Source organism: Fulvivirga sp., assembly GCF_040220315.1.
Lineage (GTDB): Bacteria > Bacteroidota > Bacteroidia > Cytophagales > Cyclobacteriaceae > Fulvivirga.
Genome location: NZ_JAVJUY010000383.1, coordinates 1 through 18,322 on the forward strand (window position 1 = coordinate 1; position 18,322 = coordinate 18,322).

Annotated in this window: 19 protein-coding genes; 15 read left to right on the forward strand and 4 right to left on the reverse strand. The window is 37.8% G+C overall.

Translation table 11 applies throughout. The annotated features are described in order from the left end of the window. Positions 1-288 precede the first annotated feature (288 nt). From RLO81_RS19755 to RLO81_RS19825, 15 genes are all read left to right on the forward strand, one after another. Positions 289-720, forward strand: a complete 432-nt coding sequence (locus RLO81_RS19755; RefSeq protein WP_350115977.1) for a hypothetical protein — start codon at positions 289-291, stop codon at positions 718-720. Between the two features lie 32 nt (positions 721-752). Beyond that, a complete protein-coding gene (locus tag RLO81_RS19760; protein WP_350115980.1) occupies positions 753-1,724 on the forward strand; it encodes a beta galactosidase jelly roll domain-containing protein in 972 nt (323 codons plus the stop codon). Positions 1,725-1,743: 19 nt separating this feature from the next. Beyond that, positions 1,744-2,586: an alpha/beta hydrolase family protein gene (locus RLO81_RS19765; RefSeq protein ID WP_350115983.1), complete on the forward strand. Its 843-nt coding sequence runs from the start codon at positions 1,744-1,746 to the stop codon at positions 2,584-2,586. A gap of 106 nt (positions 2,587-2,692) precedes the next feature. Continuing rightward, on the forward strand, positions 2,693-5,971 hold the full coding sequence (locus RLO81_RS19770) for a VPS10 domain-containing protein (protein ID WP_350115986.1): 3,279 nt from the start codon (positions 2,693-2,695) through the stop codon (positions 5,969-5,971). A gap of 205 nt (positions 5,972-6,176) precedes the next feature. Continuing rightward, a complete protein-coding gene (gene msrB, locus RLO81_RS19775) occupies positions 6,177-6,617 on the forward strand; it encodes a peptide-methionine (R)-S-oxide reductase MsrB (protein ID WP_350115989.1) in 441 nt (146 codons plus the stop codon). 73 nt (positions 6,618-6,690) lie between these two features. Continuing rightward, positions 6,691-7,149 (forward strand): hypothetical protein, encoded by a 459-nt coding sequence (locus RLO81_RS19780; protein ID WP_350115992.1) that lies wholly within the window; start codon positions 6,691-6,693, stop codon positions 7,147-7,149. 36 nt (positions 7,150-7,185) lie between these two features. Next, positions 7,186-7,974: a hypothetical protein gene (locus RLO81_RS19785; RefSeq protein WP_350115995.1), complete on the forward strand. Its 789-nt coding sequence runs from the start codon at positions 7,186-7,188 to the stop codon at positions 7,972-7,974. A 5-nt stretch (positions 7,975-7,979) separates the two neighbouring features. Continuing rightward, positions 7,980-8,855, forward strand: a complete 876-nt coding sequence (locus RLO81_RS19790; RefSeq protein ID WP_350115998.1) for a cation diffusion facilitator family transporter — start codon at positions 7,980-7,982, stop codon at positions 8,853-8,855. Between the two features lie 40 nt (positions 8,856-8,895). Next, entirely contained in the window at positions 8,896-9,117 is a 222-nt protein-coding gene (locus RLO81_RS19795) for a DUF433 domain-containing protein (RefSeq protein ID WP_350116000.1), read from the forward strand. Next, positions 9,114-9,455, forward strand: a complete 342-nt coding sequence (locus RLO81_RS19800; protein ID WP_350116002.1) for a DUF5615 family PIN-like protein — start codon at positions 9,114-9,116, stop codon at positions 9,453-9,455. Before RLO81_RS19795 ends, RLO81_RS19800 begins: the two co-directional genes overlap by 4 nt. A gap of 143 nt (positions 9,456-9,598) precedes the next feature. Next, positions 9,599-10,480 carry a pirin family protein gene (locus RLO81_RS19805; RefSeq protein ID WP_350116005.1) on the forward strand — a complete coding sequence of 294 codons (882 nt, stop codon included), beginning with the start codon at positions 9,599-9,601 and terminating at the stop codon, positions 10,478-10,480. An 11-nt stretch (positions 10,481-10,491) separates the two neighbouring features. Further along, positions 10,492-11,037, forward strand: a complete 546-nt coding sequence (locus tag RLO81_RS19810; RefSeq protein ID WP_350116008.1) for a pyridoxamine 5'-phosphate oxidase family protein — start codon at positions 10,492-10,494, stop codon at positions 11,035-11,037. A gap of 36 nt (positions 11,038-11,073) precedes the next feature. Then, positions 11,074-11,829, forward strand: a complete 756-nt coding sequence (locus tag RLO81_RS19815) for a copper resistance protein NlpE N-terminal domain-containing protein (protein WP_350116010.1) — start codon at positions 11,074-11,076, stop codon at positions 11,827-11,829. Between the two features lie 5 nt (positions 11,830-11,834). Then, entirely contained in the window at positions 11,835-12,797 is a 963-nt protein-coding gene (locus tag RLO81_RS19820) for a helix-turn-helix transcriptional regulator (RefSeq protein ID WP_350116013.1), read from the forward strand. Between the two features lie 78 nt (positions 12,798-12,875). Next, entirely contained in the window at positions 12,876-13,835 is a 960-nt protein-coding gene (locus tag RLO81_RS19825) for a GyrI-like domain-containing protein (protein ID WP_350116016.1), read from the forward strand. Positions 13,836-14,023: 188 nt separating this feature from the next. Here RLO81_RS19825 and RLO81_RS19830 read toward each other — a convergent pair whose 3' ends face one another. The 4 genes from RLO81_RS19830 to RLO81_RS19845 all read right to left on the reverse strand — a co-directional run. Next, positions 14,024-15,289: a hypothetical protein gene (locus RLO81_RS19830; protein ID WP_350116019.1), complete on the reverse strand. Its 1,266-nt coding sequence runs from the start codon at positions 15,287-15,289 to the stop codon at positions 14,024-14,026. A gap of 629 nt (positions 15,290-15,918) precedes the next feature. Continuing rightward, on the reverse strand, positions 15,919-16,956 hold the full coding sequence (locus tag RLO81_RS19835) for an RHS repeat domain-containing protein (RefSeq protein ID WP_350116022.1): 1,038 nt from the start codon (positions 16,954-16,956) through the stop codon (positions 15,919-15,921). Positions 16,957-17,004: 48 nt separating this feature from the next. Further along, on the reverse strand, positions 17,005-17,445 hold the full coding sequence (locus RLO81_RS19840) for a peptidase associated/transthyretin-like domain-containing protein (RefSeq protein WP_350116025.1): 441 nt from the start codon (positions 17,443-17,445) through the stop codon (positions 17,005-17,007). 214 nt (positions 17,446-17,659) lie between these two features. Further along, the coding region (locus tag RLO81_RS19845) for a PD-(D/E)XK nuclease family protein (protein WP_350116028.1) at positions 17,660-18,322 on the reverse strand (663 nt) is incomplete at its 5' end.

The window sequence follows — 18,322 nt, forward strand, 5'->3', positions numbered from 1 at the left end:
GTAAAATGGCTGAGAAAATGTTTGAAAGCAGGCAACAAATGTTAACACAAAAGCTAAAAAGATAAACTTCTTCATATTTATTGGTTTTAGCACTAATCTAGCCCAGTCTGGCTTTAGGGTCGGTTAATCCTATAATTTTTGACTGATTAGCAGATCAAACCCAGCCTTTTTACATCTTATTTCCAACTTGTTACATTTTGTTACATTCTCTTACCAAGCTGTGACATCTGGCATGGCCCACATTGCGTCTTTTGTAGTGTAATCATCAATAACTAAACAACGACATCTATGAAAACTCAATTAGCAACAATCGCCCTGGCCTTAATATCAAGCGTAAGCGCAATGGCACAAACAAGCACATCAGTAACTGCACGAATACTACCTCATAATGAAAAAGGCTTTGTAAGACTATTGATCACAGATCATAATAATAAACCTGTGGTTGTAAGATTCAAAAGTGGTAATACTCTTATTTCCAAAAACAAAATAAATACTTCAAAAAAGGAAGAAGGGTTTACCAAATTATATGATATTAGAAATTTAAAAGAGGGTAACTACACGCTCGAAATTGAAAATAATGATGAAGTAATCACCTACAACTTTACAACAGATGGCGACCTTCCTGTTTGGACACAATACTGGAACGAGCAACTCAATAACAACATACGATTAGCAAAGCATGATAGTACAGATTCCTCACAGCTTGTAGCAGAGAATTAACAATATTGTTAATTTGGAAGAAATTATAACCATTGAAGAAGCTAGCACCAATTTTCATAAGCTGTTTGGTGATACTGCCGCAACTTTCCAATGGCCAGTTGATCAACCTCAACGGTCGTTGGAAGTTCGCGTTAGGCGATCAGCAAAGCTGGAGTTTAAAAGAGTTTGATGACTCCGATTGGGAAACCATTCGCGTGCCTTCACCCTGGGAAAATCAGGGTTTTCATGGTTATGATGGCTTTGCCTGGTATCGTACTACATTTAATGGTTCTAACCTTCCCACTAATTCAAACCTGTTTTTAAACATGGGTTATGTAGATGATGCAGATGAGGTATATCTCAACGGTCAATTAATAGGATTTTCAGGCTCTATGCCGCCTAATTACCAAAGTGCGTACAACACAGAAAGAAAATACATTATCCCTCAAAATCTCATCAACTTTAAAGGTGAAAATACCATAGCCGTTCGTGTTTTTGATGCCACATTAGGTGGAGGAATTATGGATGGGCGAATTGGTATCTACCGGGTTTCTTCGGGCTCACCTATGCTATTAGACCTACGAGGTATTTGGGAATTTAGTATTAGTATTAAAGGCGGTAAACCAGTTGAGGAATCTGAGTGGGACAAAATTAATGTGCCTGGCTTCTGGGAAAAAGAAGGCTACAGGAGATATGATGGCTACGCATGGTACCGCAAAAATTTTGATTTTACGGCAGACATGGAAGGCGAACAACTTTTGCTTGTATTGGGTAAAATTGATGATTTTGATGAAGTATATGTAAATGGGAAGTTCATTGGCAGGACAAGGGACAATCGTCATTTCCCGCATAGTAAATCTTATAGCGAGTATCGAATTTATTATTTGCCTTCTACTATTTTAAAGAAGAATGGTCCCAACCTAATTGAGGTGCAGGTAGAAGATATTGGTATTGATGGCGGTATTTACGAAGGCCCCATAGGTATTACAACAAAAGACCGACTCTATCAACTCATTAATAAATAGTATTCTCTATTTTTAATGGATGAGGAATGTCGAAAAATTCACTATCAAGACCACCGACAATGAAGATCTGGCAGCCAGGTATTTTCCGGGGTCGGATAATAAGCTTATAATAATTGCTCCGGCTGTAGGCATACCTCAAGGTTATTACAAACATATTGCTCACCACTTTTCAGAGAAAGGCTATCAGATTATTACATTTGACTACCGTGGCATTGGAGGCTCCAGGCAAATATCTAATCCGGAAAGTTGCTCACTTTATAACTGGGGCTTATTGGATTTGGACTCTGTCATTAACTATGCAAAAAACACTTATTCAGGGGATATTTATCTGATTGGCCATAGTATTGCCGGACAGGTGTTTCCAATCGCCAAAAATAACATCCATGTAAAGCGGGCCTACTTTGCTGCTTCGCAAAACCTCTCCTATTCCAATTGGCAGGGGTATCATAAATATTTGGTAAGTATTTTTTGGAAGATTATCATCCCATTTTTTACTAAAGTGAACGGTCCGCTTCCGGGCTTTGCTTATGGCGGCAACCAGCCACTGCCTAAAAATGTAGCCAAAGATTGGCGGTTATGGGGTATTACTCCCGAAGGTGCCATTGGTGCCATACCGGAAGGTAAGGAGCGCTATGCACAAATAATCACTCCAACAAAATTTGCAGCCATGACAGACGATCACCTCTTTGCGCCACCCAAAGCAGTCGAAACACTTTACCACTCTTTTGGCTGTAAGGAAAAAGAGTACCTCCTTCTAAACCCAAAGGATTTCAATATGAAGGAAATAGGCCATTTCAATTTTTTCAAAAAAGAAAAACACATTCTTTGGGAAGATATCGATCAATGGTTTAAGAAAAGTTAATAGCCAAAAATCGACTGCTTTTGCCGCTTGTAAAATACCTTCTCTCTCATTTCCAAAAACATGTTTCAAGTAGTAACTTCAATGCCTGTTTAAACATCGAATTAATATGATCAGAAAGAATATTACTTATTTACTTACTACTGCCTTGCTGCTAGCAACAATGGCAGGTTTTGCACAACGTAAAAAGAGTTCCAATACAAATAGCTCAAGCACTGCCCTGGTAGACTCAGTGTTTTCCGGAATAAAGCTTAGAAATATTGGACCGGCCCTTATGTCAGGCAGAATAGCCGATGTAGCTATTCATCCGGAAAATGAAAGCATTTGGTATGTAGCGGTAGGCTCAGGCGGAGTCTGGAAAACCGAAAATGCCGGTACAACCTGGACACCGGTTTTTGATGATCAATCATCTTATTCCATTGGCTGTGTATCCATTGATCCTAATAACCCGCATACTATTTGGGTTGGCACGGGAGAAAATGTGGGTGGTCGCCATGTAGGTTTTGGAGATGGTGTGTATCGCAGTAAAGATGGCGGTGCTAGTTGGGAAAACATGGGCCTTAAAACCTCTGAGCATATTTCTAAAGTTATCGTACACCCTACTAATTCTGATATCGTTTGGGTAGCATCACAAGGCCCACTATGGAAAAGTGGTGGTGAAAGAGGTGTTTACAAAACTGCAGATGGCGGTAAAACCTGGAAAAAAACATTAGGCGATGCGCTATGGACAGGTGCAACGGATTTATTAATTGACCCTCGTAATCCGGATGTACTCTATGCTGCTACTTGGGACAGACACAGAACTGTAGCCGCATATATGGGTGGCGGCCCAGGCTCAGGCATTCATAAAAGTACAGATGGTGGAGAAACATGGAGTGAATTGACTGATGGATTACCTACTTCAAACATGGGCAAAATAGGTTTGGCCATTTCCCCTCAAAACCCTGATATCGTATACGCAGCTATTGAGCTTGACAGAAGAACGGGTGGTGTTTACCGATCTGCAGACAAAGGAATGACCTGGGAGAAGCGTTCAGATGCTGTTTCAGGCGCGACCGGACCACATTATTATCAGGAACTGTATGCCTCACCACACGAATTCGAAAAGTTGTATTTAGTAGATGTTAGGTTACAGGTTTCGGAAGATGGTGGAAAGAATTTTCACTTAATCAATTATGAGCATAAGCATAGTGACAACCATGCCATTGCATTCAAAAAGAGTGATCCTAACTATATATTGGTTGGTACAGATGGTGGTATTTATGAGTCGTTTGACAACATGAAAAACTGGCGATTTATCAAGAATTTACCAGTTACACAATTTTACAAAGTAGCTGTTGATGACAGTGAACCATTCTACAATGTTTATGGAGGAACACAAGATAACAGCACTCAAGGTGGTCCATCAAGAACAGATAACGTTCAAGGTATACAAAATGGTGATTGGGAGATTGTGTTAGATTGGGACGGACATCAACCGGCTACAGAACCAGGGAATCCTAATATCATGTATGGCGAACGTCAGGAAGGAAATATATCTCGTATTGATTTAAAAACGGGTGAGGTAATTGATATCCAACCTCAACCTGATAAAGATGAACCACACGAACGTTTCAATTGGGATGCACCGATTCTCGTGAGCCCGCATTCACCTTCAACTATCTACTTTGCTTCTTACAGAGTTTGGAAATCGGAAAACCGAGGCGATAAATGGACCGCCATTTCAGGTGATCTAACCAAGAATCAAAACAGAATTGAACTACCTATCATGGGCAGAAAGCAAAGCTGGGATAATGCATGGGATTTCCTGGCCATGTCGAATTACAACACGATTACTTCATTAGCTGAATCGCCTAAGAAAGCTGGTGTAATCTATGCAGGAACAGATGATGGCCTAATTCAAGTAACTGAAAATGGTGGCGAAAGCTGGCGCAAAATTGAATTGACTAACTTACCAGGTGTTCCTTCAACGGCCTTTGTAAATGACATTAAAGCCGACTTGTTTGATGAGAATACTGTGTACGTAGCACTCGATAACCACAAGTATGGAGATTTCAAACCTTACCTGTTAAAAAGTACTGACAAAGGAAGAACCTGGACATCAATAACTGGCAATTTACCTTCCAAAACATTGGTTTGGAGAATGGTTCAAGACCATGTGAATCCACAATTGCTATTTGCAGGAACAGAGTATGGTATCTATTTCACCATTAATGGTGGAAAAAACTGGGTAAAAGTGGCAGGTGCACCAACCATTTCTTTTAGAGACCTTGCTATTCAACGCAGAGAGAATGATTTAATTGGAGCTTCTTTTGGAAGAGGCTTCTTTGTATTAGACGATTATTCAGTACTGCGTGAAGTAACTGAAGCCAAATTACAGCAAGAGGCAGCGTTATACTCAACAAGAAAGGCCTGGTGGTATATTCCCAGATCAGACATCAGCTTTGATGAGCCCAAAGGCTCTTTAGGAGCAGCACATTACGTAGCTCCCAACCCGGAATTTGGTGCGGTATTCACTTACTACTTAAAAGAAGAATTAAAGTCTAAAAAAGATGCCAGGCAAGAAAGTGAAAAGAAAGCAGAGAAATCTAAGAGCAACATCAGTTTCCCAGGATATGAAAATGTGCTTGCAGAAGAAAATCAATTAGAGCCTCAAATTTGGTTAACTGTTGAAGATAGTAATGGCAAAGTAATTCGAAGAATAAAAGGTAATACCACCCTAGGCTTTCACAGAATTGCCTGGGATTTAAGACACCCACTACCTGAGGCCATCGCGTTGGGACAAGATCCATCTGAAGATGAGCCTGCCGGAATGCTGGCAGCTCCCGGAAAGTACAAAGTATCGCTTTCAAAAGTGGTAGATGGAAAAACAACACAACTGGCTGAGCCTGTTGAGTTTGATGTAGTTCCATTGAGAGAAGGCACATTAAAAGGTGCCAGCCCCGAAGTGGTTGCCGACTTTATGCGCAACTATGAAACAGTTTATGGTAGAAAAACTGCAGTAGACATTCGTCTTGAAAATCTGACTTCCAGAAGCAATGCAGTGGCTAAATCCATCGCAAACTCTAATACCAAACCTGGTGAATTGGATACACGATATAACACAATAAGGTCCAACATACAATCTTTAGAAACTCAGGTGAATGGCAACAAAGCTAAATTGCAAATTGGTGAGAAAACGAAGCCTAATTTGGGTGAGCGCATCTTTGCACTTTATCGTGGTTTGAGTAATTCGACTTATGGGCCCACAGAAACTCATAAAAACACGATGGCCATTATCACAGAAGAACTCGATTCTGTTGAAGGTAATTTGAAATCGTTAGAAGCCGAATTAAGCGCACTTGTAAAAGATCTTCAAAAGGCTGGTGCCCCTTGGGTAGAAGGCTAGGATTAGTAATGGTTTAATTGAGAATGTCTCAAAAAGTATGTCATCCCGAGGAAACGAGGGATCTCACTAAATAAATTCGAATTTAACAACTGGGTGAGATTCTTCCTTCGTCAGAATGACTATAGTATGTATGCTTTTTAAGACATTCTCTATTACTATTTGTTATTCACACCGACAAGATGTTTAAATAACTAGAATTGAAATTATGAATTGGGATGATGTAATGAAATATGCTCAAAAGGGCACTCCGGTACCGGATAGAAGAGTAGAAAAAACGGAGCAGGAATGGAAAGATCAACTAACCCCGGAACAGTACCGAATTACCCGTTTAAAAGGAACAGAAAGGGCATTTACGGGCGAGTTGTGCAATGTGTATGACGAAGGTAAATATGAATGTATTTGCTGCGGAGAACCATTATTCGATTCCAGTATTAAGTTCGAAAGTTCCTCGGGCTGGCCGAGTTTTACCGACCCGATTAAAGAAAATGCTATCAAATATGAATTGGATAGGTCTTTTGGAATGACTCGCGTGGAAGTGATGTGCAATGTATGCGATGGACACCTTGGCCACGTCTTCCCTGATGGACCCAAACCCTCAGGTTTGCGCTACTGCATCAATTCTGAGTCTATTAAGTTAACGAAATAGGCCTGTAGTCTTTTTAGCATGGTAATTGTTAATTCCATAACAATTGATTTAAATTCGAATAAATAAGAAGACAATGGCCAGATTTAACTACTTACTTGTTTTAATAACGATTTCAGTTTTCTCAATTTCATGTAATGTTGATAATGAACCTATTCCGGATAATGTGATTGAAAGCCCTACTGGCCTCAATATAGATCTGGAATGGAGCACTGGAGGTTCGGCAGTTCAGTCTACGGCTGATGTGGATTTAGACTTATTCATGTATAGTGGACCAGATGATGTCGCTTTTTCAGAAACCACTGATTTTGAACGAGTGAGGCTTGAGAACTTCTTCCGCAATGGAACTTATATAGTTAGAATCACATATTTTGATGGTATTTCTGATGTGAACTGGACGTTATATGTAGGCAGCCCAGACTCTGATAAGGATATTATTCTTAAAGATTTCTTCAGCCGAAATGATGTTGGCATACAAGTGGATTATATTGAGATAGTTAAAAATGGCACTACTTATACGATAAACTTATTGTAATTGGCACCTTTGCGGACAGTTATAAATCAATTCATAATGAAATTTCATTTTGCCTTACTCTTCTACTTCTCTCTTTTTTTATTCTCTTGTGATGATGAGAATGACACTGAAAATAGTGAACCTGCCACATCAATACCTCAGATAGAGTTTAGTGAGGTTTCTTTTATAGATGTGCCAAATGATGCAGATTCCATTATTGTTAGAATCAAGTTTAGTGATCTGGAAATGAATCTAGGATTAAATTATAACGATATAGAATTTCCATTTAATTGGAAGCATTACTTCAGCAACAAAACTGGTAAATATATAGATTTTGAAAATGAGAGTTATGATGATCTGCTCACCATAAAAAATATTGATGTAATTGATACCCTACCGGCATTTGATAGTGAATATTCATATTTATATTGGGATCATTCCCCTAACATCTATTTATCTGATGGAACGCAACTGGATGACACTGTCTATTATCAATTAAACAACTTTCATACAAATCTTTTTGTTAATTATTATTTCAGAAAGAATTCCGAGGACTTTGAACTTTTTGATTTTAGAAAACAATTTGAAACGCTTAATTATCACGCCAGATTTCCTCGAATTCCTCCAACAGCCACCATAAACAGATACCCAATAACAATTCAAGAAGGTTCAATAAAGATAATTGTAACTTCAAGAACCTCAGGCTTCATAGAATATGGAATGGCTTCCTTCGGATTTAAACCATTATTTGGAGGCAAAGATTTGAAATTAAGAATATCAATTGCAGATAGAGATTTGAATGTTAGCAATGTAGTAGAAACTGATATTATTCAAATTCCGTTATGAGTTAGATGAGCCATCACCACCATTACCATAGCGGAAATATAAAATTTGCTTTTTTTCTCAACCTGGGGTTCACCATTATTGAAATTGTTGGTGGCATCTTCACTAATAGTATGGCCATTTTAGCTGATGCCTTACACGATTTCGGTGATAGCGTATCTCTCGGTACTGCATGGTATTTCGATAATCTTTCTCATAAAAAACGTGATAAAAGCTATACCTACGGCTATAAACGTTTCTCACTCATTGGAGCAATTGTAAATGCTTTAATACTCCTCACAGGAAGTGTTTTTATAATTTCTGAAACAGTGCCCCGCCTATTCAATCCGCAAACTCCTGATACTGAAGGGATGATATGGCTTGCCATTTTAGGTGTTATCGTAAATGGACTGGCAGTTTTTAGATTAAAAAAAGGCCATACCATGAATGAAAAAGTGGTTTACCTTCACCTACTCGAAGATGTATTGGGTTGGATAGCCGTTTTAATAGGAGCTATCATCATGCATTTCTATGAGTTGCCCATTATTGATCCTTTACTGTCGATAGGAATTTCACTCTTCATATTGTTTAATGTTTTCAAAAGCCTGAAATCTGTATTTGGTATTCTCATGCAAGGTGTACCTCAAGACACGAATACCAAAGAAATTAAAAAATACATCTTATCACTAGAAGGTGTTATGGAAGTACACGACCTGCACATTTGGAGCATGGATGGCGATTATAATGTACTCACGGCTCATGTAGTGATGAAGGGGAAACCATCTATGGATGACCTCTCTCCTATCAAAAAAGAGATTCACAATAATCTACACAAATTCAAAATCAACCATGCTACGTTAGAGTTTGAAATGGAAGATGAAGAGTGCGTACTCGTGGATTGTTAATGAACATACCTCTAATCATAAGTTTTGCGTATATTTAATCATGGATTATCGAAAATTTTTGGAAATCAGGGCTGATAAGAGATTTGGAAAACCATGTATTAAGGGTACCCGAATTTCAGTTTACGATGTATTAAACTGGTTGTCTAATGGTATGACCCGTGATGATATAAAATCTGATTTTGAGGAACTGACCGATGAAATGATCGATGCTTGCCTGGCCTACGCAGCGGATAAAGAACGAAGGTTGATTACTTTCACGTGAACCTTTTATTCGATCAAAACATATCACCTAGAATATTAAAAATACTATCTCCACAATTTTCAAATTGCGAACAAGTACGGTTTGCTGGACTTGAAGACTCTTCAGATATTGAAGTTTTCCAATTTGCCAAGAAAAATAACTACGCTGTCGTTACTTTTGATTCTGACTTTGTAGATCTTAATGCTATGTACGGAACACCTCCTAAAATTGTATATCTTAATACTGGCAACCTCACTACCAAAAATATTTCTGAGCTTCTTCTGAACAATATCATGAGAATTAATCAGTATCTCAGCTCTGATTCAGACGATATTCTCGAACTGATAAAGGCTCAATAAATTCTCCGTTGAATAACTGCAAATTTAGAATTTATATGCTAATCAATGACTTCAAAGTCATTTTGGCTAAGCATGCGCATTCAAACTTTGCTTCTTCACCATTCAAAGTTTAACTTCATCCATGTTAAACTCAACCAAATTTTATGTCGAATACAGATCTGATTATTGAAGAGCGCAGCCGAGATATTGGCGATTTTCTAGTAGGCAGACTCATACCTTTCAGAAAAAAACGCATGGTAGGTCCATTCATTTTTATTGATCACATGGGACCCGCCCAAATAGGTAATGGTAAATACATGGATATTGACCAGCACCCGCACATAGGGCTTTCCACCCTTACCTATATGCTGGAAGGTGAGATTCAGCATCAGGATAGCATTGGAAGCGATCAGCTAATCAAGCCCGGTTCAGTCAACTGGATGACGGCAGGCAAAGGAGTTACCCATACAGAGCGGACTCCAGAACAAAATCGCACTGGAGAGGTAAGAACCGTTCATGGCTATCAAATATGGGTGGCTTTACCCAAAGAATTAGAGGAAATGGAACCTCAATTTCATCATATTGACGCTGCTGATTTACCGCATTGGAAAGATGGTGGGGCTAGCTTCAAATTGGTTGCTGGCAAAGGTTATGGTAAGCAATCGCCCGTGCCTGTTCATTCAGAACTTTTTATGGTAGAAGTAATTTGCTCAGAAGATTATGACTTAGATATCAGCGGCCAGTTGGAAGGTGAAATAGGAATTTGCATTGTTGAAGGTGACATTCAGGCGTGTGATAATCACATAACCGAAGGCAACATGTTGGTTTCAAAAATTGATAATCAATGCGCCATTAAAATGAAGGCGGGCACTCATCTTCTGCTTTTTGGAGGTCAGCCATTTGAAGAAGAACGGTTTATTTTCTGGAATTTTGTATCGTCATCAAAAGAGCGGCTCGAAAAAGCCAAGCAAGACTGGCGCAGTAAAAAATTCCCTCAGGTACCAAACGATAACACCTATGTTCCCCTTCCCGGGGAACCTGTTTAAATAATTAGATTATGGGCAAGAAATTCAACGAACTCAACAGCGATCATAAAAAATTTATAGCCGATCAAAAAATGTTTTTTGTGGGTACTGCGGCCAAAGGTGGGCGAGTGAATATATCTCCCAAAGGCGTGGATAGTTTCAGGGTTATTAATTCAAACAGGGTCGTATGGCTTAATCTTACCGGCAGTGGCAATGAAACGGCTGCTCATCTTGCTTTAAATAACCGTATGACTATCATGTTTTGTGCCTTTGAAGGCAAGCCCTTGATTCTTCGTTTGTATGGACAAGCCAAAATATACCATCCCAGGGATAAAGAATTTGACGAGTATATTTCTTTATTCGATAAAACTCCGGGCACCAGACAAATCATTGTTATGGATGTAGACCTGGTGCAAAATTCGTGTGGTTTTGGTGTGCCACTTATGGAATACAAGGAAGACCGATCGCTTATTACAGACTGGGTGATTAAAAGAGGTGATAATGGGCTCAAAGAGTATTGGAAGGAGAAAAACCAGAATAGCATTGATGGTTTTGAAACCCATATTTTGAATAATTAGGTTGACTTCAGGTAACTTAGAACAAAACCAACTAACATGAAATTATATTTGGCGTTCGTACTTTTAGGTACGCTTTTACTTTGCTGCAAACCCGTTTATCAGCAGAAATCCATCACTGCAGAAGTTGTTCCGCTTGCAGATAATAGCAGAACTTCGTTAGACTGGCCGGGTATATACCAAGGCATTTTACCCTGTGCCGATTGCGAAGGGATAAAAACTGAACTGGTAATTAAAATTGATAATACCTATGTTCTCAGAACCCAATACCTCGGAAAAGATTCTAAAATAGTTGAAGATGATGGAGCAATCTTCTGGGATAGGACAGGAAGCAATATTACGTTGGATGTAATTGAACAGCAGTACAAAGTAGGTGAAAATGCTTTGTTTCAATTGGATATCGAAGGACAGCCTATCACTGGTAATTTAGCATCGGAGTACAGACTCCAAAAAGTAGATAATTCTATCACCAATAGAACCTGGGAATTAGTATCGATCAATGGCGTTAAGATCGCTTCAGAAAAAATCCCAACAATAAAATTTGATGCTGAAGCTAACAAAGTTCAAGGTTATGGAGGCTGCAATAACTACAGTGGTAGATTTGAACTAGGTGTAAACAGAAGATTAACTATTTCAGGAATTATTGCAACTAAAATGATGTGCCAAAATTCTGCTGAAAATGAGTTTTTTGAGGCACTAAATAAAACCAGCAGCTATCAACTTGAAAGCAACAAATTAATTCTAAAAAGTGGAGATACCCGCATAATCACATTTGAGGAACACTTTTTTGAGTAGTAGCAATGAACCGCATTGACCGACTTTCAGCTATTCTAATTCAGCTACAGAGTAAGCGCGTTGTAAAGGCTGCTGAAATATCTGAAAGATTCGGCATAAGCCTGCGAACTGTTTACCGAGATATTCGTGCGCTGGAAGAAGCGGGCGTACCCATAGGTGCAGAAGCGGGTGTGGGCTATTTCATTATGGAAGGCTACAGCTTGCCTCCGGTAAAATTTAATAAAGAAGAAGCAGGAGCCATTCTCATGGCTTCAAAATTAGCGGATAAACAAACGGACGGATCAATTAAATCCAATTTGAATAGTGCCTTGTATAAAATCAGAGCAGCACTGAAAATTGAGGAAAAAGAGTATCTGGAAAGTATTGAAAACAATATCGAAGTGCTGCACTCGCCTAGTCCTACGAACAATAGTAAATTTCCAGATCACTTTCTTACTGATTTACAAAACGCACTCTCAAAGAAGCGCATCATCAATTTTGATTACTACTCCAGCTACAACGATACTTTTACCAACCGGGATGTAGAGCCACTAAGCCTATGCTATTATTCAAGACATTGGCACTTAATTGGTTTCTGCAGATTAAGAAATGCTCTTAGAGATTTCAGATCGGATAGAATAATGAAATTGCTAATCAAAGATTCTTCCTTTGATCCTAAAAAGCATAAAGACTACAAAGGCTATGTTGAAAGTGTCATTCAAGGAGCAGCTATGACTGAAGCAGAAGTCACCTTTGATAATCAGTCAGCACGGTTTATTTCGGAACAGCGGTACTTCATGGGTTATATAGAAAGTTCAGAATCAGAAAATGGAGAAAAAATGAAGTTTATGACTTCAGATTTAGAATCGTTTGCGCGTTGGCTAATCTCATTCGGACAGTCTGCTTTTGTTCACTCCCCCGAAAAGCTTAAAAATCGCGTTATTGAGCTGCTAGAAGAAGGGTTAAGTCATTATTTGAAAAAAAATTAATTTTTCTGTTTTCCTACTGACATAGGGTTGTCACCCCGCCCCGTTTACTTGCTTAAAATCAATTTAAAACAAGTAAAAATGAAACAGTTAATCACTTTAATCTTAACACTTATGACAACACTCACAGTAACAGCAACTGAGACCACCGTGTATGAATTGGTAGTCTATCGAATCAAAGGAGAATACCAAGACACTTATGATGAAGTGCTCAATGAGGCACGAGAACACATCATGAAATTTCCCGGAATTATTGAACATCAAACATTCAAATCTTCCGAAGACGAATTACTATTTATGGATTTAGTCAAGTGGAATTCATTGGAAGAAGCTCGTGATGCAGCTCAAAAAGTAGAGCAAATGATGGAGCTGGCTCCATTTATGGCGGCCTTCGAAGAAATCAAATTTATGGACCATTTTGAACTATTTAACTCCGAAGCAATGAACAAACTAGACTTAACAAAAACTGACAAGGCGTACTATTTGGCTAAAAATGAGCCGCAAATAGTAAATGTGTACAATTATAATTACCTGAGCATTAGTGGTGTATCGGCTCCTGAAGAGCCAATTTTTAACGGAGCAATCGAAGCTATTTATTCTGTGGCATATGGTGTAAAATTCTCCCTGAAGGAACAAAATAAGGACTTTGTAGTTCCAAAGATGGAAGCACAATGGTGGGTGGAAGGCAATTTACCTTTTGAAGAAACCCCTAGAAAGGAATGGCACTGGAATATTGTGATACCCATGCCCGAATTTGTAGCAAAAGCAGATGTAGAAGAGGCCATACAAAATGCCATTGCAAAGAAAGGATCAAAGCAGATCAGTGAGGTAGAATTCAAACCATTGAATGAAGGTAAGTCTATTCAAGTACTTCATATCGGAAGTTATGATGCGGAAGGACCAACCTTAGAAAAGCTCTTCACTTATGCAGCTCAACAAGGATTAGAAATCAACGGTAAGCATCATGAAATATATATTTCGGACCCACGAAAAACTGCTACTGAGAACTTGAAGACTATTATTAGATATCCGGTGAAGTAACCAATATTATTTACAATATCGTCATTTCGTAGCATAGCGGAGAAATCTTTTTCAGTGTTGTAGGTATTTGATTTTCTTGAAGGCAAAGATTCCTCCACTGCGTTACGGAATGACGTAATAATTTAAGATCATGATTACGAGTGAAGAATGACTGAAGTAATCTTGAAGTTTGAAGTTATTCTTTACAACTACCTATTCACCCTCACCCCCGTTTTAAACACAACAGGATTTTCATACACCCCTTCTGTATTCTTATGCAAGAAATTATAGGTTAAAATGGTCTGTATTTCTACAGATTTACTGATTTTAAAAGAGCGACCAATACCTGCTAGCAGGCTTGGATACCACTCTCTTTTAGTACCTTCCTCAATACTACCAACGACCTTGCTCATATGCTCTCCTTCTAAATAACCAAAGAAGTTCTTAAACACTTTATGGTTTGCATAGACACTATAGCCATACACCTGCTCATCTTCAACGCTATTCACATTATCACTTCCCATCTTAGCTCTGTAACTACCAGTTATACCCACTTCAAATAGCTTGTTTAATTTATAACCTAGCGTAGGACTAAAATCTATGGTTAATGGGTCAGTACCGTTTACATTAAAGTTACCACCGAAAGTGAGTCTCTTTTTTAATGGCTCTCCTTCCAAAGAGCTTCTTTTTTTAGCAGTAGTTAAATCATTAGAGTTAGGTACTTCACTATAGACTTTCTTTAAGTCACTCATCTGTTCTTGTACTTGTCCAATCTGTTCTGAATGCTCTGATATAAAGTCTTTGGCATGTGCTGCCATCTTTTGTTTCATCTCTTTCTTTGCTTGCATCTGACCTAATTGCTCTTCCGATAATGGAGCAGCTTCTTCAGGCATTGCTAACCCTTCTAAGCCATTACCTTCTGCTCCTAACGCCTTGAACTCATCCGTGTTCTTTAGTGCAGCCTCTCCCCGTTTAACAGCTTCTTTTTTTACTTGCTCGGTAGTAGTAGAGTCTATGGTAATATCAGGAGCATCAAACCCTGTTTGATTAGCAAATTCTTTCTTAGCTAACGATTTAGCTTCGTTCTTTACAGCAGCACTATCAGTAGGAATACCTGCTACTTGTATACCTTGTTTGTTAAGCTGCTCTTTAGCTACTGACTTAGCTTTATCTGCTACTTGGGATGAATCCGTTGGGATGCCGTTTACTTCTATTCCTTCCTTATTTAATTGCTCTACAGCTCCTTTTTCTGCTTTGTTGGCTAGCTCGGTAGAATCTGTTGGAATATTCGTTTCTAACTCACTTGAAAGTGTCTCTTGGGCTTGGGTGGTTAGTTGGGTGGAGTCATCAATAGGTAACTGGTTTACTTTGAGTGAGTCGGCTACAGTATTAGCAACGGTGATGCTGTCTACTTCTTGGGAAAAAAGGGGCATGGATGTGATGAGCAGTATTAATATGGTATGGAAGGTTTTCAATAAACATTTATTAATCTGAAGGTATAGTTACAATTATCACTTTAATTATTGAACCTATATGATAGGAAAGCAACTATTAGACATACTAAAAATAAAACTAATGCAAATAACGGATCATTACGTAAAAAATGACTTCCAGTAATATCTGCCAATGAAAGACCAATAATAATGCAAACAACAATTAATAAAACTCTCGATTTCTTCATTTTCTGATCTCTTTAATTAGTTTTTCCATTATGGTTGTAGACCAAATATTTGATGGGTATTGTGTAATTTTATTATTTCCAGAATTCAATATAAGTTTAAATAACCTTTCATTGGTAAGGAGTGGTGAAATTTTGATATCCAATTCATGAATATCACACTCATAAGTTAATATTTCATTATAATTTTGATATTCTATTCGCAACTTAGTATCAAATTTATTGATTTCAATTATCTCTATTCGACTCCAAACACATCCACGTATTATAGATATGATAAAGAAAATGAAACAAAAAAGAGTGACGAGAACTGATTTTAAATAAATGAAATAAATAACTAATCCGAGAAAGACCATTATTACCCTTAAATATTTTATTAGATAGTCAATTAATCTACTCTTATAATTTTTTATTTGAGAGTTGTATTTAATTAACTTCATCTTCATTTTCTTGACTACTTGAATTGTCATTCGAAGAATTTTGACTCACTTCATCGGAAGAATTATTATTATCATCCGTTTGTTGAGATGTTGAATTAACTAAATCCTTACCAGAATCCACAACATCTTTAGCTGAGAATAACATATCTATAACATCTAAGGCACTTTCTTTTCCATTGTAAATCATTAAAATCAAACTACTTAATATATCTCCAGTTTTCTCCGCTTCTTTATTTTCATTTCCCATTCTACTATCAACTTCAGAACCCATTAATCCTCCATAAGTGGAAGGCAATTCTTGGCTATTGTTCCCATTTACCATTTGATCCATTCCTTGACCAAATGTATAAGAACCACTCGTTACTCCTAATCCAATAACCCATGGAGACGCAGCAAATCCACTGGCTGCTATTGCAGTTACACCAGCAACAACTTTGACTGCTCCTTTAGTCTCTTTACTAGTTGCTACTTTACCAACTGCTCCAAAAAATATTCTGCTTGAATTTCTACCTCTTTCTACACTACCTGTTTCAGGATCGACTTTTATACTCTCTGCCTCTAAACCCTCCAGCTCTACATGAGCTACAACCTTATTCTCACTAAACGCATATGGGCTATTGTAATAATAATCTTCAGCTAATGGGTCAACATTAAAGAACCTACCAATAGACGGGTCATGATTTCTCCATTTAAATGAAATCCAGTTCACATCTAGGTCATTAACTCTTTCCTGTCCTTGAAAAGTATTAAACTTATTCTCCTTCGAATTCTCACGGTAGAATCCACCTGCCATCTGCATCCCAAAGGGGTAGTAATCGCTCTTTTCAATTACAGGGTGCTCTTCAATGGTCACTTTCATATCATCGAAGTACACTTCCGTTAGATTAGAACTCTCGTTACTTAAATATACCACTATATACCCATTTTCAGGTGCTTCGTAAGGTTGGTCTAACTCTAATAACGCATGATTATTACTTGAAGCTGCACTAATCTGGTTAAATGCAAAGCTGCTTTTTTTGGACACCAGCAGGGGTAGATAGATGCTAAACTGAAGTTGAATAGAAGTGAAAAATCATCTCATGATTGTTGTGCCTAACAACACAGTTAGGTCAATTTCTACATTAGTCATGTTAATATTTTTTAAAACTAGTTCATCAAACCCTACACTACTTATTTCAACTCTACCATAGTTCCTTCTTTCTGTAAGTATCTCAAAATAGCCAGTGGAATCACTCAATGTTCCTTTACCAATATCTTGCAAATAAATACTTGCAACAATTCCTTTACCGCTTTTTCTACCCAATATTAATCCTTGAAGCTTTGACTCATCCTGTTTTTGAGATAATCGCTTGGTTTGGATACAATACTTACTTGTTATTTTCTTTTTATACTTAAATTTTAAATTTTCGCCTACCAAATATTTATTTGAAGAATTACAATCATTAAAAGATGAGCAAAATGTACAGTTTAGCCCTAATATCATTAGAGCGATGGATTTTATTATATTTTTCATTATTCAATTATAATTTGTCCTTTGATTTTGTATAGTAGCTGTTTCTATCGTTTCTTTCAAATATAAGTTTGCCTCATTCATGGCCAGCTCTAAGGATCGCTCATCGAGTTTTTTGTAGTTTATATTTTCCACCTTACATGTAAATTTATTGTGAATAAAAATAGTTCTAGAATCCACTAAATCAATTGCAAAAAATAATAATTTTTGGTTGAAGTTACCCCCTCCCACAAATCCCATTATACGGACAATATTCACATACCTTCTCATCCTCTACCTGATCAAATGGTACTTCGGTGCTGTAGATTTCTGTAAGTGTTTCTAAAAGAAAGTCTTCATACTCCTGAGCTAATGGGCGGAAGTCTGTGACAGGTAAGCCTTGCTTGCGTGGTTCGCGCTGCTGAACGCGCCAATCAAAGTCTTTATTAAATAAATCTTTACTATTAAAGATGCCTGGTTCTATTACATGCTCATTGCCAAATTTCTTCCAATACAAGTAACTGTAGTAGAAAACCTGCAATGCAGTTTTATTTTTAAAAATCTTATCACGGTTTTTAAAATCATCGATAGACTGGTATTCTTTTTCATCCTTACCTGTCTTGTAATCGATCACTCTCACCTTACCATCTTTTAAATCAAGGCGGTCAATGATACCTTTAAGTCGTACATCTACCAGCTTCTCTCCACTAATTACAGATAGTTCCAGCTGATAGCCTTCTTCTGAGCTGGCTTCCAATCCAAGTATTTTAAAAGGTGCGTATTGTTTATCATGTGCCAATATCTGATAAGCAAATTTCTTCAACATTTCCTCTGCAATAAGGGTGCGCCCTTCCAACTTAAACTCTTCTTTTTTATCCGCGTGATAGTGCTCTATAAATGC

Excerpts from the sequence above, each read along its gene's own strand:
- RLO81_RS19810 (WP_350116008.1), top strand. The coding sequence starts at position 10,492 with ATGGGCAAGAAATTCAACGAACTCAACAGCGATCATAAAAAATTTATA.
- RLO81_RS19840 (WP_350116025.1), bottom strand. The coding sequence starts at position 17,445 with ATGAAAAATATAATAAAATCCATCGCTCTAATGATATTAGGGCTAAAC.
- RLO81_RS19825 (WP_350116016.1), top strand. The coding sequence starts at position 12,876 with ATGAAACAGTTAATCACTTTAATCTTAACACTTATGACAACACTCACA.
- RLO81_RS19820 (WP_350116013.1), top strand. The coding sequence starts at position 11,835 with ATGAACCGCATTGACCGACTTTCAGCTATTCTAATTCAGCTACAGAGT.
- RLO81_RS19795 (WP_350116000.1), top strand. The coding sequence starts at position 8,896 with ATGGATTATCGAAAATTTTTGGAAATCAGGGCTGATAAGAGATTTGGA.
- RLO81_RS19815 (WP_350116010.1), top strand. The coding sequence starts at position 11,074 with ATGAAATTATATTTGGCGTTCGTACTTTTAGGTACGCTTTTACTTTGC.
- RLO81_RS19765 (WP_350115983.1), top strand. The coding sequence starts at position 1,744 with ATGAGGAATGTCGAAAAATTCACTATCAAGACCACCGACAATGAAGAT.
- RLO81_RS19780 (WP_350115992.1), top strand. The coding sequence starts at position 6,691 with ATGGCCAGATTTAACTACTTACTTGTTTTAATAACGATTTCAGTTTTC.
- RLO81_RS19785 (WP_350115995.1), top strand. The coding sequence starts at position 7,186 with ATGAAATTTCATTTTGCCTTACTCTTCTACTTCTCTCTTTTTTTATTC.
- RLO81_RS19770 (WP_350115986.1), top strand. The coding sequence starts at position 2,693 with ATGATCAGAAAGAATATTACTTATTTACTTACTACTGCCTTGCTGCTA.
- RLO81_RS19790 (WP_350115998.1), top strand. The coding sequence starts at position 7,980 with ATGAGCCATCACCACCATTACCATAGCGGAAATATAAAATTTGCTTTT.
- msrB (WP_350115989.1), top strand. The coding sequence starts at position 6,177 with ATGAATTGGGATGATGTAATGAAATATGCTCAAAAGGGCACTCCGGTA.
- RLO81_RS19805 (WP_350116005.1), top strand. The coding sequence starts at position 9,599 with ATGTCGAATACAGATCTGATTATTGAAGAGCGCAGCCGAGATATTGGC.
- RLO81_RS19755 (WP_350115977.1), top strand. The coding sequence starts at position 289 with ATGAAAACTCAATTAGCAACAATCGCCCTGGCCTTAATATCAAGCGTA.